We start from the raw sequence: 14,828 nt of genomic DNA on the forward strand, positions 1-14,828 counted from the left end.
GGGGTCCAGGGGGCGCAGCCCCTGGCGGGGCCGAAGGGGCAGAGCCCCTGGGGACGGGAAGAGTAAGGGCGGCGGGGGCGAGAAAAAGCCGGCGGCGCGGCCTACGCCCCGTACGGCCCCTCCTGGTACGGGTCAGGGTCCCGCGGCCCGAACAGCGCGGTCAGCCCCAGATGAACCAGCACCGCGGACACCGACCACGCCAGCAACGCCCCGTGGGCCCCCAGCTTCAGCGGCGCCGAGAAGGTCACACCCTTCCCCACGGACCTGGCATGGGCGAGGACGTCCTTCTCGGGCCCGAGCCACACCCCGAGCCGCCACGCCAGCAACGACCCCAGCACACCCCCGACGGTCAGCGCGACCACCAGCGGCACACCCCCACGCCGGCGCAGCAGGAAGACCACGACCGCACTGACCGCCCCGAAGGCCAGCGCCAGCAGCGTGAACGTTCCGTCGACGCCGATCGCCTGCTCCCCCTCGGTGTCCTTGAGGTAGACGATCCAGTTCTTCCCGCTCGCGTCACCGACCAGCGGCACGTGCGGGGCGAGCCACAGCCACAGCAGCCCGAGCAGCACCCCACCGAGCGCCATCGCCACCGTGATCACGGCGGCGTCCCGCACTTCGGTCTTCATCCCGGGGCCGTCCTGTTCGTAGGCTCCTCCCGCGGACCCGGCGGACTGCGGCGCCTGCCGGTCCTGGTGCGGGGACGGTTCGTGCGGCGGCGGAGGCGGAGTCAGTGGTGCGGTCACCCTGACATCGTGCCAGGTCGCCCTGTGCGACGCGTCACCGGACGGCGGCCCGGCGGTACGCCCAGGTCGCCACGGCCAGCGACACGACCCCGACCCCGGCGCACACGCCCAGGTCACCGGCGACGAACGCCCAGTGGGGATGCGCCCCAAAAGTCCGTGCGTAGGCCTCCACACCGTACGTGGACGGCAGCAGGTCGCGAGCCAGCCGTACGAGCTCCGGCATCCGGTCCGGCGGCAGCACTCCGAGGAGCAGCGCCGCCGACATGCCGAGCTGTCCCAGCAGTGTGGCCAGTTCGGGCCGCGGCGCGAGCAGCCCGCAGGCCGCGCCGAGCCCGGCGAGCGCGGCGCCCGCGAGCGGGATCACCGCGACGAGGATCCACAGGTTGCCCAGCGGCAGCCCGAACAGCGCGCAGCCGAACACGGCGGTCACCAGGGTCCCGGGCACGGTGAAGGACGCGTACGCCCCCGCCGCCCCCAGCACCACCGCCGCCGGCGGCACCGGCAGCGTGGCGTAGTGATCGAGCCCGCCGCCGGCCCGCAGCTGCCCGAAGTACTGCGCCAGCAGGTTCAGCGCGACGTACGCGACGACGACGACCGAGGACCCGGCCACCACGGACTGGGCCTCGCCCCGGGTGTCCACCACCCCCCGCATCATGATCATGATGCCGACGGACTGGAAGGTCGCCACGAACAGCAGCGGGATCCGCGCCACCCGGGCCCGGGACAGCTGCGCCCGGTACACGGCGGCCATCGACGGCCACAGCCGCGCGCGCGGCCCCAGCTCGGCCGCGCCCGTCGCCGGCTCCGGCACGGACACGGACCTCCCCGCGGGAGACTGCGCGGATACGGCACTCACGTCGAGCTGCTCCTCTTTCCTGCGGCGGCCGAGCCGTCCCTCGGGGGACCGTACGGATGCGGCACCCCGCGTGCTCACGCCTTCACCAAACCCTGCCGCGCGGCACCGCCCAGTGCCAGGTACACGTCCTCCAGGCTCGGCGTGGCGAGGGTGAAGTCGTCCAGTGCGGCGAAGGCGGCCCCGCCGGTGACCGTGGCGACGGCCGCGCGGGCCTCCTCGGGCGCGAGCCGCAGGGTCCAGCGGCGCCCGGCCTCCACGGCCCGCTCGCGCAGCACGGCGACCTCCGGCACCTCCAGGGGTGCCTGCTCCCGCCACACCAGTTCCACCCGCACCTCGCCGGCCACCCGTTCCTTGAGCCCGGCGGGGGTGTCGCAGGCGATGACCCGGCCCTGGTCCAGGACGGCGACCCGGTCCAGGACGGTCTCGGCCTCGATGACGTTGTGGGTGACGAGCAGCACGGTCGTGCCCCGCTCGGCCCGCCGCCGGTCGACGGCGCCCCACACCGCGCGCCGCGCCACCGGGTCCATGCCGGTGGTCGGCTCGTCGAGCACCAGCAGCGGCCGCTCGCCGGCCAGAGCGGCGGCGAAGCAGGCGAGCCGCCGCTGGCCGCCCGAGAGCTTCTTCAGCGCCCGCCCGGCGATCGGGACGAGCCCCAGCTCCTCCAGCACGGCGTCCCGCTCGGCCCGCGCCCGCGCCACGTCCAGTCCGCGCAGGCGTCCGGTGGTCTCCACGGCGAGGGAGACGGTCAGCTCGTCGAGGGCGGTGGACTCCTGGCCGAGGTAGGCGAGGATGCGCGAGGCCCGCTCCGGATGCCGCACGATGTCGTGGCCGAGCAGCTCCACGCTGCCGGCGTCCGGCCGCAGCAGTCCGGTGAGCTGGCGTACGAGGGTGGACTTGCCGGCGCCGTTCGGCCCGAGCAGTCCGAAGATCTCGCCGCGGCGGACGTCGAGCGCCACATCGTCGGTGGCCCGGACCTCCGGAGCCCCGGGCGCACCGCGCCGTCCGCGCACGGCCGGATAGGTCTTGGTCAGTCCGCGCACGGCGCACACCACGTCATCCGGCTGCCGAAGTGCCTGTGCCACGCGCGTACTCACAAGGGACGAGAGTACGCCGTCCGGGCCCTTTACTCGCCTTTGGGGCCCGGCGAGCGGGGCTCACTCCCCGGTCGGCGCCTGCTCCGTCGCCGCGGGTACGTCGATCTCCCGCCAGAACCCCGCCCGAATGGCGTACCGGTCGTGCTCGTCGATCTGGTCGTCCTTGTGGGCGAGGAGGCCGAAGCGGGCCGCGTAGCGCAGCAGCTCGCCGTCGATGCGGTGGGGGATGCGCGGGTACATCGCGGAGAGCTTCGGCAGGTGGCCCTGGTCGCCCAGGCGGGAGATCCACCGCCGGGCGAAGACCTGCCCGACCTCGTACGGGTCCCCGCCGACCGTGGTGATGTCCTCCTCGCGGTCGGCCCACCGCTGCTCGGCCGTGGTCAGCTGGGCCAGCGTCGGCATGGACGCGACCTCCGGCGGCTCGGCCACCACGCCCGGCCGGTCCACCCAGCCCTTGTCGGAGGACCAGCGCAGGGTGGCCGTGGCCGGATTCTGCACGGTCTGCGCGCCGGGCGCGCGCAGCGCGGCGAGGTCCTTGGGGGTGGGTACGCCCTTGGCCGTGGGCACCCGCTCCTGCGCGCCGTTCTGCGCGGCGGGGGCGGCCGACGTGTGCTCGCCCTCCTCGGCGGGCCGCTCGGGCGCGGCGGCCAGCGCGGACTCGGGCAGCGGCGCGGAGAGGATCGCGGCGATCTCCGGGCGGGGCGCGGGCGGCGGCGCGCAGATGCCGGTGAGCTCCTTGGCCCGTACCGCCTGCGTGATCCAGGCCCGGTCCAGCACGCGTCGCTCGTCGGCCTCGGCGACCAGGTCCTCGGACTGGTTGTAGTCGCCGTCGGCGGCCTGTACGGCCCACAGGTGGACGGCGACGCCGTGCTCCTTGGCGGCCATCATGCCGGGCAGCAGGTCGCCGTCGCCGGTGACCAGGACGACGTCGGAGCAGGCGCGGTTGCGGGCCAGCTCGGTGAGCTCGGCGTGCATGGCGGCGTCCACGCCCTTCTGCGCCCAGCGTCCGTCGCTGCGGGTCAGCGCGCCGAGCCGGACGGTGACCCGGGGCATCACGCGCAGCCGGCGGTGCTCCGGCTGGGGGACGCGGTCGGGGGCGCCGTCGAACCAGTAGATACGCAGCAGGGGGCGTTCGGTGTCGGCCTCCGCCCGCTCGCGCAGCGCCTGGATGAGGGCGGCGTGGTCGACGGTGATCCGGGACCGTGAGGGCTCTCCGGCGAGGAGGCTGGCTGCGGCCCCCAGCAAGTACCCGGCGTCCACCAGGACGATGCAGCGGTCCACGCGACTCACCTTCTTCCCGGGAGGTTTCTGCTTGCGGCTTCCTTCGAGTCTGCCCGACCGCACGGGGGTTAACGGCTCGAACTCGATCTTCGGCGTGGCGTTTCGGGGCCGCGCCCTCCGACAAGCCTGTCACAGACGGTAATTATCCGGAATGCGTTCATTGTCAGCCTATGTGAATCTGAGGGCGGCCCTGGCCCCTAGATCCCCCTCAGGAGGCAGATCACCATGGCCAAGAACAAGAACAACCGCAAGCAGGCCGGCCCGAAGAACCGCTCCTCGCAGGCCGAGCAGCCGCAGGAGCACACGCAGCGCGCCCCGGAGGCGCACGATCCCGAGATGGCGCACGTACCGGGCAGCCCGGCGGATGTCGCACGCAAGCAGCACAAGCGCTTCGGTCACAACTGAGACCGGCGCGCGGGCCTTTGGGCCCAGGCACGGACGAGGGGCGTATCCGGTCGCGGATACGCCCCTCGCTCACGTCGCCCGCCCGGCACACCGGGAGGTGATCAGCCGGCCAGGCAGGACGGGCCGAGCAGCACCTTGAGGTCGCCGAAGAGGGCCGGGTCCGGCTTCACGCGGTGCCGGTCCAGGCGCAGGACCGTCGTCTTGCGCGGGCCCTGGAGCTTGATGCGGACCTCGCTGTCGCCCTTGTGGTGGCTGAGGATCTCACCGAGGCGGCTGACCATCGGCGGGGTGACCCGCGTGGCCGGGATGGTGAGGATCACGGGCGCGTTGGTGCCCGCGTTGGAGAGGTCCGGGACCATCAGCTCCATCGCGACGAGCCGCGGCACGTCCTCGCGCTTGTCGAGGCGGCCCTTGACGAAGACGACCGCGTCCTCGACGAGTTGGGTCGACACGAGCTGGTAGGTGGCCGGGAAGAACATGCACTCGATGGACCCGGCGAGGTCCTCCACCGTGGCGATGGCCCAGGCGTTGCCCTGCTTGGTCATCTTGCGCTGGAGGCCCGAGATGATGCCGCCGATGGTGACGACCGCGCCGTCCGCGTGCTCGCCGCCGGTGAGCTGGGCGATGCCCGCGTCGGCCTTGTCGGAGAGCACGTGCTCCAGGCCGAAGAGCGGGTGGTCGGAGACGTACAGACCGAGCATCTCCCGCTCCTGGGCGAGCAGATAGGTCTTCTCCCACTCCTCGGTGGTGAACTCGACGTCGAGTCCGAAGCCGGGCTCGCTGGTCTCCTCCTCGCCCATCCCGCCGAAGAGGTCGAACTGCCCCTCGGCCTCCTTGCGCTTGACCGCGACCACGTTGTCGATCATCGGCTCGTACTGGGCGGTCAGGCCCTTGCGGGTGTGTCCCAGGGTGTCGAACGCGCCCGCCTTGATCAGCGATTCCGTGGTGCGCTTGTTGCAGGCGACGGCCTCGACCTTGTCGAGGTAGTCCGGGAAGGAGGCGTACTTGCCCTTGGCCTTGCGGCTCCTGATGATCGACTCCACCACGTTGGTGCCGACGTTGCGCACGGCTTCGAGGCCGAAGAGGATCACGTCGTCGCCCTGCGCGGCGAAGTTGTGCACCGACTCGTTGACGTTCGGCGGGAGCACCTTGATGCCCATGCGGCGGCACTCGTTGAGGTAGACGGCCGACTTGTCCTTGTCGTCCTTGACCGAGGTGAGGAGCCCGGCCATGTACTCGGCGGGGTGGTTCGCCTTCAGATAGGCGGTCCAGTACGAGACCAGTCCGTACGCGGCGGAGTGCGCCTTGTTGAAGGCGTAGCCGGCGAAGGGGACCAGCACGTCCCACAGGGCCTGGATCGCCTCGTCGCTGTAGCCCTTGTCCCGGGCGCCCTTCTGGAAGAGGACGAAGTTCTTGGCCAGTTCGTCGGGCTTCTTCTTGCCCATCACTCGGCGCAGGATGTCGGCCTCGCCGAGCGAGTACCCGGCGATGATCTGGGCGGCCTTCTGGACCTGCTCCTGGTAGACGATCAGGCCGTAGGTGACGGCCAGGACCTCTTCCAGGGGCTCCTCCAGCTCCTTGTGGATCGGGGTGATCTCCTGGAGCTTGTTCTTGCGCAGCGCGTAGTTGGTGTGCGAGTCCATGCCCATCGGGCCCGGACGGTAGAGCGCGGAGACGGCGGAGATGTCTTCGAAGTTGTCGGGCTTCATCAGACGCAGCAGCGAGCGCATGGGGCCGCCGTCGAACTGGAAGACGCCGAGGGTGTCGCCGCGCTGGAGGAGTTCGAAGGTCTTCGGGTCGTCGAGCGGCAGGGCCAGCAGGTCGAGGTCGATGCCCTTGTTGGACTTCACCATCTTGACGGCGTCGTCCATGATCGTCAGGTTGCGCAGGCCCAGGAAGTCCATCTTCAGCAGGCCGAGCGACTCGCACTGCGGGTAGTCCCACTGCGTGATGGTCACGCCGTCCGTGTGCCGCACCCAGATCGGGGCGTGGTCGACGATGGGCTCGCTGGACATGATCACGCCGGCGGCGTGCACACCCATCTGCCGGACCAGGCCCTCGACGCCCTTCGCGGTGTCGATGACCTTCTTGACGTCCGGCTCGTTCTCGTACATCCCGCGGATCTCGCCGGCCTCGTTGTAGCGCGGGTGCGAGGGGTTGGTGATGCCGTCGAGGTCGATGCCCTTGCCGAGGACGTCGGCGGGCATGGCCTTGGTGAGGCGGTCGCCCATCGCGTACGGGTAGCCCAGCACGCGCGCGGAGTCCTTGATGGCGTTCTTGGCCTTGATCTTCCCGTAGGTGCCGATCATGGCGACCTTGTCGGCGCCGTACTTCTCGGTCACGTACCTGATCACCTCGACGCGCCGACGCTCGTCGAAGTCGATGTCGACATCGGGCATGGAGACGCGCTCGGGGTTGAGGAACCGCTCGAAGATCAGACCGTGCGGGATCGGGTCGAGGTCGGTGATGCCCATGGCGTAGGCGACGATCGAGCCGGCCGCGGAGCCTCGGCCGGGGCCGACCGCGATGCCGTTGTTCTTGGCCCACATGATGAAGTCGGCGACCACGAGGAAGTAGCCCGGGAACCCCATCTGGATGATGACGTCCATCTCGTACTCGACCTGCTTCTGCCGGTCGTCCGGGACACCGCCGGGGAAACGGCGGTCCATGCCCCGGCGGACCTCCTCCTTGAACCAGCTGACCTCGGTGTAGCCGTCGGGGATGTCGAACTTCGGCATGAGGTTCTTGGCCTCGAACATGCCGGTGGTGTCGACCATCTCGGCGACCAGGAGGGTGTTGGCGCAGCCTTCCTGCCAGGCGTCCGAGGAGTCGATGGCGTACATCTCGTCCGTGGACTTCAGGTAGTAGCCGGTGCCGTCGAACTTGAAGCGGTCCGGGTCGGAGAGGTTCTTGCCGGTCTGGATGCACAGCAGGGCGTCGTGGGCGGTCGCCTCGTGCGCGTAGGTGTAGTGCGAGTCGTTCGTCACCAGCGGCGGGATGCCGAGCTTCTTGCCGATCTCCAGGAGGCCGTCGCGGACCCGGTGCTCGATCTCGATGCCGTGGTCCATCAGCTCCAGGAAGTAGCGGTCCTTGCCGAAGATGTCCTGGTAGTCGGCGGCCGCCTTCAGGGCCTCGTCGTACTGCCCGAGGCGCAGCCGGGTCTGGAGCTCGCCGGAGGGGCAGCCGGTGGAGGCGACGATCCCCTCGGACCACTGGGCGATGGTCTCCTTGTCCATCCGGGGCCACTTCTGGAGCCAGCCCTCGGCGTACGCGTCCGAGGACAGCCGGAAGAGGTTGTGCAGGCCGGTCCTGTTCACCGCCCACATCGTCTTGTGGGTGTAACCACCGGAACCGGAGACGTCGTCCCGCTTCTGGTGCGGCTGGCCCCACTGGATCTTGCGCTTGTTGCGCCGCGACTCGGGGGCGACATACGCCTCGATGCCGATGATCGGGGTGATTCCGGCCTTCTGCGCGGAATGGAAGAAGTCGTACGCCCCGTGGAGGTTGCCGTGGTCGGACATGGCGATGTGCGTCATGCCCATCTCGTTGCAGGCGTTGAACATGTCCTTGAGCCGCGCGGCACCGTCCAGCAGCGAGTACTGGGTGTGGACGTGCAGGTGCGTGAAGGGCGGCTTTGACACGGTTTCGGCCTCCAAGGAAAACGGGCGTCGACGATCTTCCGACCGGCTGCGGACCGACTGCGGACAGTCTGGGGGACAGCGTCGAAGTCTATGCCCCGGGACTGACACTCGCCGGGCACTCCCGCGTACCTTCGTGCGTTGGAGACGGCAGCAACGCCGTCGCACCCATTGATGCACCAGGAGGCACCCAGCGATGTCGGCACCCCAGCTCAACGACGAGCAGCGCGGCGAGGAGATCCTCGCCGTCTTCGACACCGCCTTCGGCCAGCTCCTGGCCGCCGACCCGGCCGCGTTCCGCGTGAAGTTCCGGAAGATGGCGGCCTCGGCCTTCGCGTTCTACCGGGGCACGGCGTGCCTCTTCTACCACGACCTGGACGCCGAGAAGCGTGGCGGCCCGTACCTCGACGAGCGCACCTCCAGGGTCTGGATCCACGGCGACCTGCACGCCGAGAACTTCGGCACGTACATGGACGCCAACGGCCGGCTCATCTTCAACGTCAACGACTTCGACGAGGCGTACGTCGGCCCCTTCACCTGGGACCTGAAGCGCTTCTCCGCCTCCATCGCGCTCATCGGGTACGCGAAGGCGCTCGGCGACGACCAGATCACCGAGCTGGTCAGGGTCTACGCGGCCGCCTACCGCGAGCGTATCCACGCCCTGGCGACCGGTGCGAAGAGCGACGAGGTGCCGCCCTTCACGCTGGACACCGCGCAGGGCGCCCTGCTGGACGCGCTGCGCGACGCCCGCTCCCTCACCCGCTTCGGGCTGCTGGACTCGATGACCGAGATCCGGGACTTCGAGCGCCGCTTCGCCCCGGGCGGCGGCTCCATCGAGCTGGACGCGGCGACCCGCTACAAGGTGCTGGCGGCCTTCGACGGCTACCTGGAGACGCTGCCGGAGACCTCGCTGGCCCGCCCGGACTCGTACCGGGTCAAGGACGTCGTCGGGCGGCGCGGCATCGGTATCGGGTCGGCCGGGCTGCCCTCGTACAACATCCTGCTGGAGGGCCACAGCGACGCCCTGGAGAACGACGTCGTGATCTACATCAAGCAGGCCCAGACCCCGGCCGTCTCCCGGCACATCACGGACCCGGCGATCCGGGACTACTTCCAGCACGAGGGCCACCGCACGGTGATCTCCCAGCGCGCCCTCCAGGCGCACGCCGACCCGTGGCTGGGCTGGACGGAGCTCGACGGGACGGGCCAGCTGGTCGCCGAGGTGTCGCCGTACGCCGTCGACCTGGACTGGAGCGACATCGACGACCCGGAGGAGATCGCGGCCGTCGTCGCCGACCTGGGCCGGGCCACCGCCACCATGCACGCGGCGGCGGACGACACCTCCGGCGAGTCCCTGGTGCCGTTCTCCACCGAGCGGGCCATCGACGCGGCGATCGCGGCCGACGAGGAGGGCCTCGCGGACCTGCTGACCGACTTCGCGCACGGCTACGGCGCACGCGCGCGTGCCGACCACCAGATCTTCGTCGACCTGTTCCGCAACGGCCGCATTCCGGGTCTGTGAACGACAAATCTGTGAATGACAGGTCTGTGAACGACAGATCTGTGACCGACGGGCCGCTCACAGGTACCTTTTAGGGGTCTCTTACAGCGGCACATGACACACTCTCCCCGCTATGGACATATCCGGGATCCAGCTCAGAGCCGTACGCGCGGCACTGTTCACGGCACTGGTCGTGACGCTCAGCAGCGCGTCGCACGTGCTGCTGTCCCGGGCCCCGCTGCCGGTGAACACGGTGGCCGCGGTCGCGGTCGCCGTGTTCCTCCTCGCGTACGCCCTCGCGGGCCGCGAGCGCGGCTTCGGCCGGATCGCCGCCGTGCTGATCCCGCTGGAACTGACCGCCGACACCGTCTTCACCACCGGCCAGCACGTCTGCTACGGCCGCGCCGGCGGCCCCGTCGCGGGCCCGCTGCGCTCGGTCGGCTGGGACGTGCTGTGCGGCAACGGCGCCGGCGTGGGCACCCCGCTGGCCCAGGTCACCGGCACCGACACCGACCGGCTCGCCGCGCTGCTCGCCCACGCCGATCCGGCGACGGCCTGGCTGCTGCTGGCCGCGCACGTCGGCGTCGGCCTGCTGGCCGCCGCCTGGCTGCGCCGGGGCGAGCGGGCGCTGGCCCAGCTGGTGCGCGCGGTGGCCGCGACCACGTTCCGGCCGCTGCTGCTGGCGGTGGCCGCGGTGACCGTCCGGCCGGATCCGGCGGTGCGGCCGGTACGGCTCCCGCACCCCCGCACGGCATTCGCCCGGGACCGGCTCCTCGTGCACTCCCTGGGACGGCGTGGACCGCCGTGCTCGGCCGCCTTCGTCTGAGCGGCACCTGAGCACGACCAGTCCCCCACACGTATCCCGCGTACGACCTGTGCGCGTCCCACATGGAGATCACCAAGATGAGCAAGCGGAACACCCAGGCGGCGAAGACGCAGGCCCGGGAGCGGCTGCGCCAGGAGCGCGAACGCCAGGCCAAGCGCGACAAGGCCAAGCGGCAGGCCATCGTGGCCGGCTCGGTCGTGGCCGTCCTGGCGGCGGCCGGCGGCATAGGCTACGCCGTCGTCCAGGCCAACAAGCCCGCCTACTGGGAGGGCCTGAAGGACGCCAAGGTCGTCGCCCCGGCGAACACCACGGGCACGAAGGGCACCACCGTCGTCATCGGCAAGGACAGCGCGAAGAAGACCCTCAAGGTCTACGAGGACCCGCGCTGCCCCGTCTGCGCCCAGTTCGAGCAGGTCGTCGGCGCCACCGTGAAGAAGGACATCGACGACGGCAAGTACAAGATCCAGTACATCGGTGGCACGTTCATCGACAACCACGACAACGGCCAGGGCTCCAAGAACGCGCTGAGCGCGATGGGCGCGGCGCTGAACGTCAGCCCGGAGGCGTTCGCCGAGTACAAGACCGCGCTGTACTCGACGAAGTGGCACCCGGACGAGAAGGTCGACAAGTTCAAGGACGACAGCTACCTCATCAAGGTCGCCGACACGGTTCCCGCGCTGAAGAACAACACCGCGTTCCAGAACGCGGTGAAGAAGGGCACGTACGACGCCTGGGCGATGGCGATGTCGAAGACCTTCGACACCAACAAGGAAGGCGTCACCGGCACGCCGAGCTTCGTGATGAACGGCAAGAAGCTCACCGTCAACGGCCAGCCCGACGGCAACCCGCCCATGTCGGTGGCGGACTTCAACCGCCTGGTGGACGCGGCCCTCAAGGCCTAGTCACCACATGACGGGCAGGCGAACTTTGCGAGTTCGCCTGCCCTTTTTCCATACCGGTCAGTAACCTGATCGGCCGTGACCAGTCGATACAGAGCCCCCGAGACATCCCAGGGCGTCAACTCCCTCTCTCCCCGCCGCCGTACGGTCGTCAAGGCCGCGGCGGCCACTGCTGTCCTGGCCGGCCCGCTCGCCGCCGCGCTGCCCGCTCGGGCCGCCACGGGCTCGCCCGCCTTCCTGCACGGCGTCGCCTCCGGTGACCCGCTGTCCGACGGGGTCCTGCTGTGGACCCGGGTGACACCCACCGCCGAGGCGATACCGGGCTCCGGGCTCGGCCCGGACACCGAGGTGAGCTGGGTGGTGGCGAAGGACAAGGCGTTCACCACCGTCGTCGCCAAGGGGTCCCTCACCGCGTCGGCCGCCTCCGACCACACGGTCAAGGCCGACATCCGCGGCCTGGAGCCCGCCACCGACTACTGGTTCCGCTTCTCGGCCGGCTCCGCCGACTCCCCGGTGGCGCGCACCCGCACCGCGCCGGCGGCGGACGCGAGCGTGGCGGGACTGCGCTTCGGCGTGGTCTCCTGCGCCAACTGGGAGGCCGGCTACTTCGCCTCGTACCGCCACCTCGCGTCGCGGGGCGACCTCGACGCCTGGCTGCACCTCGGGGACTACATCTACGAGTACAAGTCCGGCGAGTACGCGGCCCGCGGCACCGTGGTCCGCCCGCACGCCCCCGCGAACGAGATCCTCACCCTCGCCGACTACCGGACGCGGCACGGCAAGTACAAGACCGACCCCGACCTCCAGGCCCTGCACCACAAGGCGCCGGTCGTCGCCATCTGGGACGACCACGAGTTCGCCGACAACGCCTGGTCGGGCGGCGCGGTCAACCACACCGAGGGCGCCGAGGGCACCTGGAGTGCCCGTCAGGCCGCCGCCAAGCAGGCGTACTTCGAGTGGATGCCGGTCCGCCCGGCCGTCGCGGGCACCACCTACCGCCGGCTGCGCTTCGGCAAGCTCGCCGACCTCTCCCTGCTGGACCTGCGCTCCTTCCGCTCGCAGCAGGCCGCCACGGGCAGCGGCTCGGTCGACGACCCGGACCGCACCATCACCGGCCGGGCCCAGCTGGACTGGCTGAAGGCCAACCTGAAGGCCTCCGACACCAGGTGGCGGCTCGTCGGCAACTCGGTGATGATCTCGCCGTTCGCCATCGGCTCCCTCTCCGCCGACCTGCTCAAGCCGCTCGCGAAGCTGCTCGGGCTGCCGCAGGACGGCCTCGCCCTCAACACCGACCAGTGGGACGGTTACACCGACGACCGCCGCGAACTACTGGCCCACCTGCGCTCCAACGCCATCGGCAACACCGTCTTCCTGACCGGTGACATCCACATGGCGTGGGCCAACGACGTGCCGGTGGACGCCGGGACCTACCCGCTGTCCGCGTCGGCCGCCACCGAGTTCGTCGTCACCTCGGTCACCTCGGACAACCTCGACGACATCGTGAAGGTCCCCGAGGGCACCGTCTCCGCCATCGCCGCGCCGATCATCAAGGCCGCCAACCGGCACGTGCACTGGGTCGACACCGACCGCCACGGCTACGGCGTCCTGGACATCACCGCCGACCGCGCGCAGATGGACTACTACGTGCTGTCCGACCGCACGGACGCGAACGCCACCTCCACCTGGGTGCGTTCGTACCGCACACGCAGCGGCACGCAGCAGGTCGAGCGGACCTACGACCCGGTGTAGCCGCCCGCTAGAGCGATTCGAGGAAGCCGAGCGCCACCCGCCAGGTGGCCTCGGCGGCCTCCTCGTCGTAGTCCGGCAGGTCGGGGTCGGTGTAGAGGTGACCGGCCCCGGCGTATCTGTACACCTCGACGTCGGCGCCGGCTCTGCCCATCTGGAGGTACCAGGCGCTCAGCCAGTCGTCCGTCTCGAACGGGTCCGGCTCGGCGACGTGCAGCTGCACCGGCAGCTCGTCCACGGAGACGTTCGGCGCCAGGTCCGACGTGCCGTGCAGGAGCAGCAGCCCGCGCGCCTTGCCGTCGCCCAGCGCGAGGGTCTGCGCGATGGAGGCGCCGAGCGAGAACCCCGCGTACACGAGCCCCCGCTCGGAGTACGGCGCGGCGGCCAGGACGGCTCTCTTCAGCAGCTCGTCCTTGCCGACCTCGTCATTGAAGGCCATGCCCTCCTCGACCGTGTCGAACGTACGTCCTTCGAAGAGGTCCGGCGTCCACACCTCGTGCCCCGCGCCGCGCAGCCGGTCCGCGGCCCGGCGCACCGCTGGCCTCAGGCCGTAGGTCGAGTGAAAGAGCATGATGTTCATGAGGCCATGGTGCCAGCCGGGTACGACAGTGACCGACCGTGATCGCGCCGGGCGCTACCCAGGAACGTGCCGAAGTCACATGTTCAAGCCTGCCGGTGGCCGGTTACGTTCGGAGGCATGGAGAACGTACTCCGCCCTCTGATCGTGATCGGCAGCGCGGTCGCCCTGACCCTGTTCATCGGCTGGGCCACCGACCGGCTGCTGCGCAAGGCAGACGAACGGGACCACGACACGCCCTTGTGGGGACTGCTGCGCCGCGGGCGCATCCCCTACCAGCTCGTGCTGTGCGCGGCCATGCTGAGAGGGTCGTACGACCAGGCGCGGCTGCTGGAGCAGCACCAGGCCGGCATCGGCCGGACTCTGACACTGGTGCTGATCGGGTCGGCCGCCTGGCTGGTCATCCGGATCGCGGGGGCCATCGTCGAGACCTCGTACAGCCGGTACGCACGGGCCCACCGGGATCCGGCCCGGGTGCGCCGGGTGCGCACACAGGTCGAGCTGATCATGCGGGTGGTGTCGGCGGTCGTGATCGTCGTGGCCGCCGCGTCGATGCTGCTGACGTTCCCGGCGATGCGCGCGGCCGGTGCCTCGCTGCTGGCCTCGGCCGGGATCCTCGGCATCGTCGCCGGTGTCGCCGCGCAGTCCACGCTGAGCAACATGTTCGCCGGGCTCCAGATCGCCTTCGGCGACATGGTGCGGATCGGGGACACCGTGGTGGTGGACGGCGAGTGGGGCACCGTCGAGGAGATCACGCTGACCTTCCTGACGGTGCGGACCTGGGACGAGCGCCGGATCACGATGCCTGTGTCGTATTTCACATCCAAGTCGTTCGAGAACTGGTCGCGCGGCACCCCGCAGATGACCGGCATCGTCTACTGGCACCTCGACCACACGGCGCCCGTCGAGGCGATGCGCGAGAAGCTGCGGGACATCCTGCGCGAGTGCCCGGCCTGGGACGGCCGCGCCCACGGCCTCGTGGTGACCGACTCGACGCCCACCACGATCCAGGTCCGCGCCCTGGTGACCGCGAAGGACGCCGACGACATCTGGACGGTGCGGGTCACGGTCCGCGAGCTGATGATCACCTGGCTGTGCGCGGAACACCCGTACGCCCTGCCCCGAGTCAACACCGCCGACGCGGCCCTGCCCCCGCACAGCCCCCGCATCCCACCCCAGGACGGCAACCACCACCGCGCCTACGAGACCCCGCGAACGGGCGGCGCCTGACACCCACGAACGCACGGCCGCCGACGGCG

Annotated in this window: 12 protein-coding genes; 6 read left to right on the forward strand and 6 right to left on the reverse strand. The window is 70.5% G+C overall.

What is annotated here, in order from left to right:
- Positions 1-101: 101 nt before the first annotated feature.
- The 4 genes from ABZ915_RS33410 to ABZ915_RS33425 all read right to left on the reverse strand — a co-directional run bounded on the left by ABZ915_RS33410 (position 102) and on the right by ABZ915_RS33425 (position 3,977).
- Entirely contained in the window at positions 102-746 is a 645-nt protein-coding gene (locus tag ABZ915_RS33410; RefSeq protein WP_361810990.1) for an AAA family ATPase, read from the reverse strand.
- Positions 747-780: 34 nt separating this feature from the next.
- A complete protein-coding gene (locus tag ABZ915_RS33415) occupies positions 781-1,563 on the reverse strand; it encodes an ABC transporter permease (protein WP_361810992.1) in 783 nt (260 codons plus the stop codon).
- Between the two features lie 113 nt (positions 1,564-1,676).
- Entirely contained in the window at positions 1,677-2,651 is a 975-nt protein-coding gene (locus ABZ915_RS33420) for an ABC transporter ATP-binding protein (protein ID WP_361811071.1), read from the reverse strand.
- 105 nt (positions 2,652-2,756) lie between these two features.
- Positions 2,757-3,977, reverse strand: coding sequence for an NYN domain-containing protein (locus ABZ915_RS33425; RefSeq protein WP_361810994.1), 1,221 nt, complete (start codon positions 3,975-3,977; stop codon positions 2,757-2,759).
- 225 nt (positions 3,978-4,202) lie between these two features.
- Between ABZ915_RS33425 and ABZ915_RS33430 the strand changes: the two genes are divergently transcribed.
- Positions 4,203-4,382 carry a hypothetical protein gene (locus ABZ915_RS33430; protein ID WP_361810996.1) on the forward strand — a complete coding sequence of 60 codons (180 nt, stop codon included), beginning with the start codon at positions 4,203-4,205 and terminating at the stop codon, positions 4,380-4,382.
- A 101-nt stretch (positions 4,383-4,483) separates the two neighbouring features.
- On the opposite strand, the gene dnaE is transcribed toward ABZ915_RS33430, so the two are convergent.
- The gene (dnaE, locus tag ABZ915_RS33435; protein WP_361810998.1) at positions 4,484-8,023 is read right to left on the reverse strand and encodes a DNA polymerase III subunit alpha; all 3,540 of its coding nucleotides are present in this window, start codon (positions 8,021-8,023) and stop codon (positions 4,484-4,486) included.
- 193 nt (positions 8,024-8,216) lie between these two features.
- On the opposite strand from dnaE, the gene ABZ915_RS33440 reads away from it, so the two are divergent.
- The 4 genes from ABZ915_RS33440 (at position 8,217) to ABZ915_RS33455 (ending at position 12,995) form a co-directional block, all read left to right on the forward strand.
- On the forward strand, positions 8,217-9,542 hold the full coding sequence (locus ABZ915_RS33440) for a DUF2252 domain-containing protein (RefSeq protein ID WP_361811000.1): 1,326 nt from the start codon (positions 8,217-8,219) through the stop codon (positions 9,540-9,542).
- Positions 9,543-9,654: 112 nt separating this feature from the next.
- Positions 9,655-10,347: a hypothetical protein gene (locus ABZ915_RS33445; RefSeq protein ID WP_361811002.1), complete on the forward strand. Its 693-nt coding sequence runs from the start codon at positions 9,655-9,657 to the stop codon at positions 10,345-10,347.
- 77 nt (positions 10,348-10,424) lie between these two features.
- Positions 10,425-11,249, forward strand: a complete 825-nt coding sequence (locus ABZ915_RS33450; RefSeq protein WP_361811003.1) for a thioredoxin domain-containing protein — start codon at positions 10,425-10,427, stop codon at positions 11,247-11,249.
- Between the two features lie 75 nt (positions 11,250-11,324).
- Positions 11,325-12,995 (forward strand): alkaline phosphatase D family protein, encoded by a 1,671-nt coding sequence (locus ABZ915_RS33455; RefSeq protein WP_361811005.1) that lies wholly within the window; start codon positions 11,325-11,327, stop codon positions 12,993-12,995.
- Between the two features lie 7 nt (positions 12,996-13,002).
- Here ABZ915_RS33455 and ABZ915_RS33460 read toward each other — a convergent pair whose 3' ends face one another.
- Complete coding sequence (locus ABZ915_RS33460; RefSeq protein WP_361811007.1) at positions 13,003-13,572, reverse strand: dienelactone hydrolase family protein; 570 nt, start codon at positions 13,570-13,572, stop codon at positions 13,003-13,005.
- 117 nt (positions 13,573-13,689) lie between these two features.
- On the opposite strand from ABZ915_RS33460, the gene ABZ915_RS33465 reads away from it, so the two are divergent.
- Positions 13,690-14,799, forward strand: a complete 1,110-nt coding sequence (locus ABZ915_RS33465) for a mechanosensitive ion channel domain-containing protein (protein ID WP_361811009.1) — start codon at positions 13,690-13,692, stop codon at positions 14,797-14,799.
- Positions 14,800-14,828: the final 29 nt, after the last annotated feature.

The organism is Streptomyces sp. NPDC046915 (genome assembly GCF_040644935.1).
Lineage (GTDB): Bacteria > Actinomycetota > Actinomycetes > Streptomycetales > Streptomycetaceae > Streptomyces.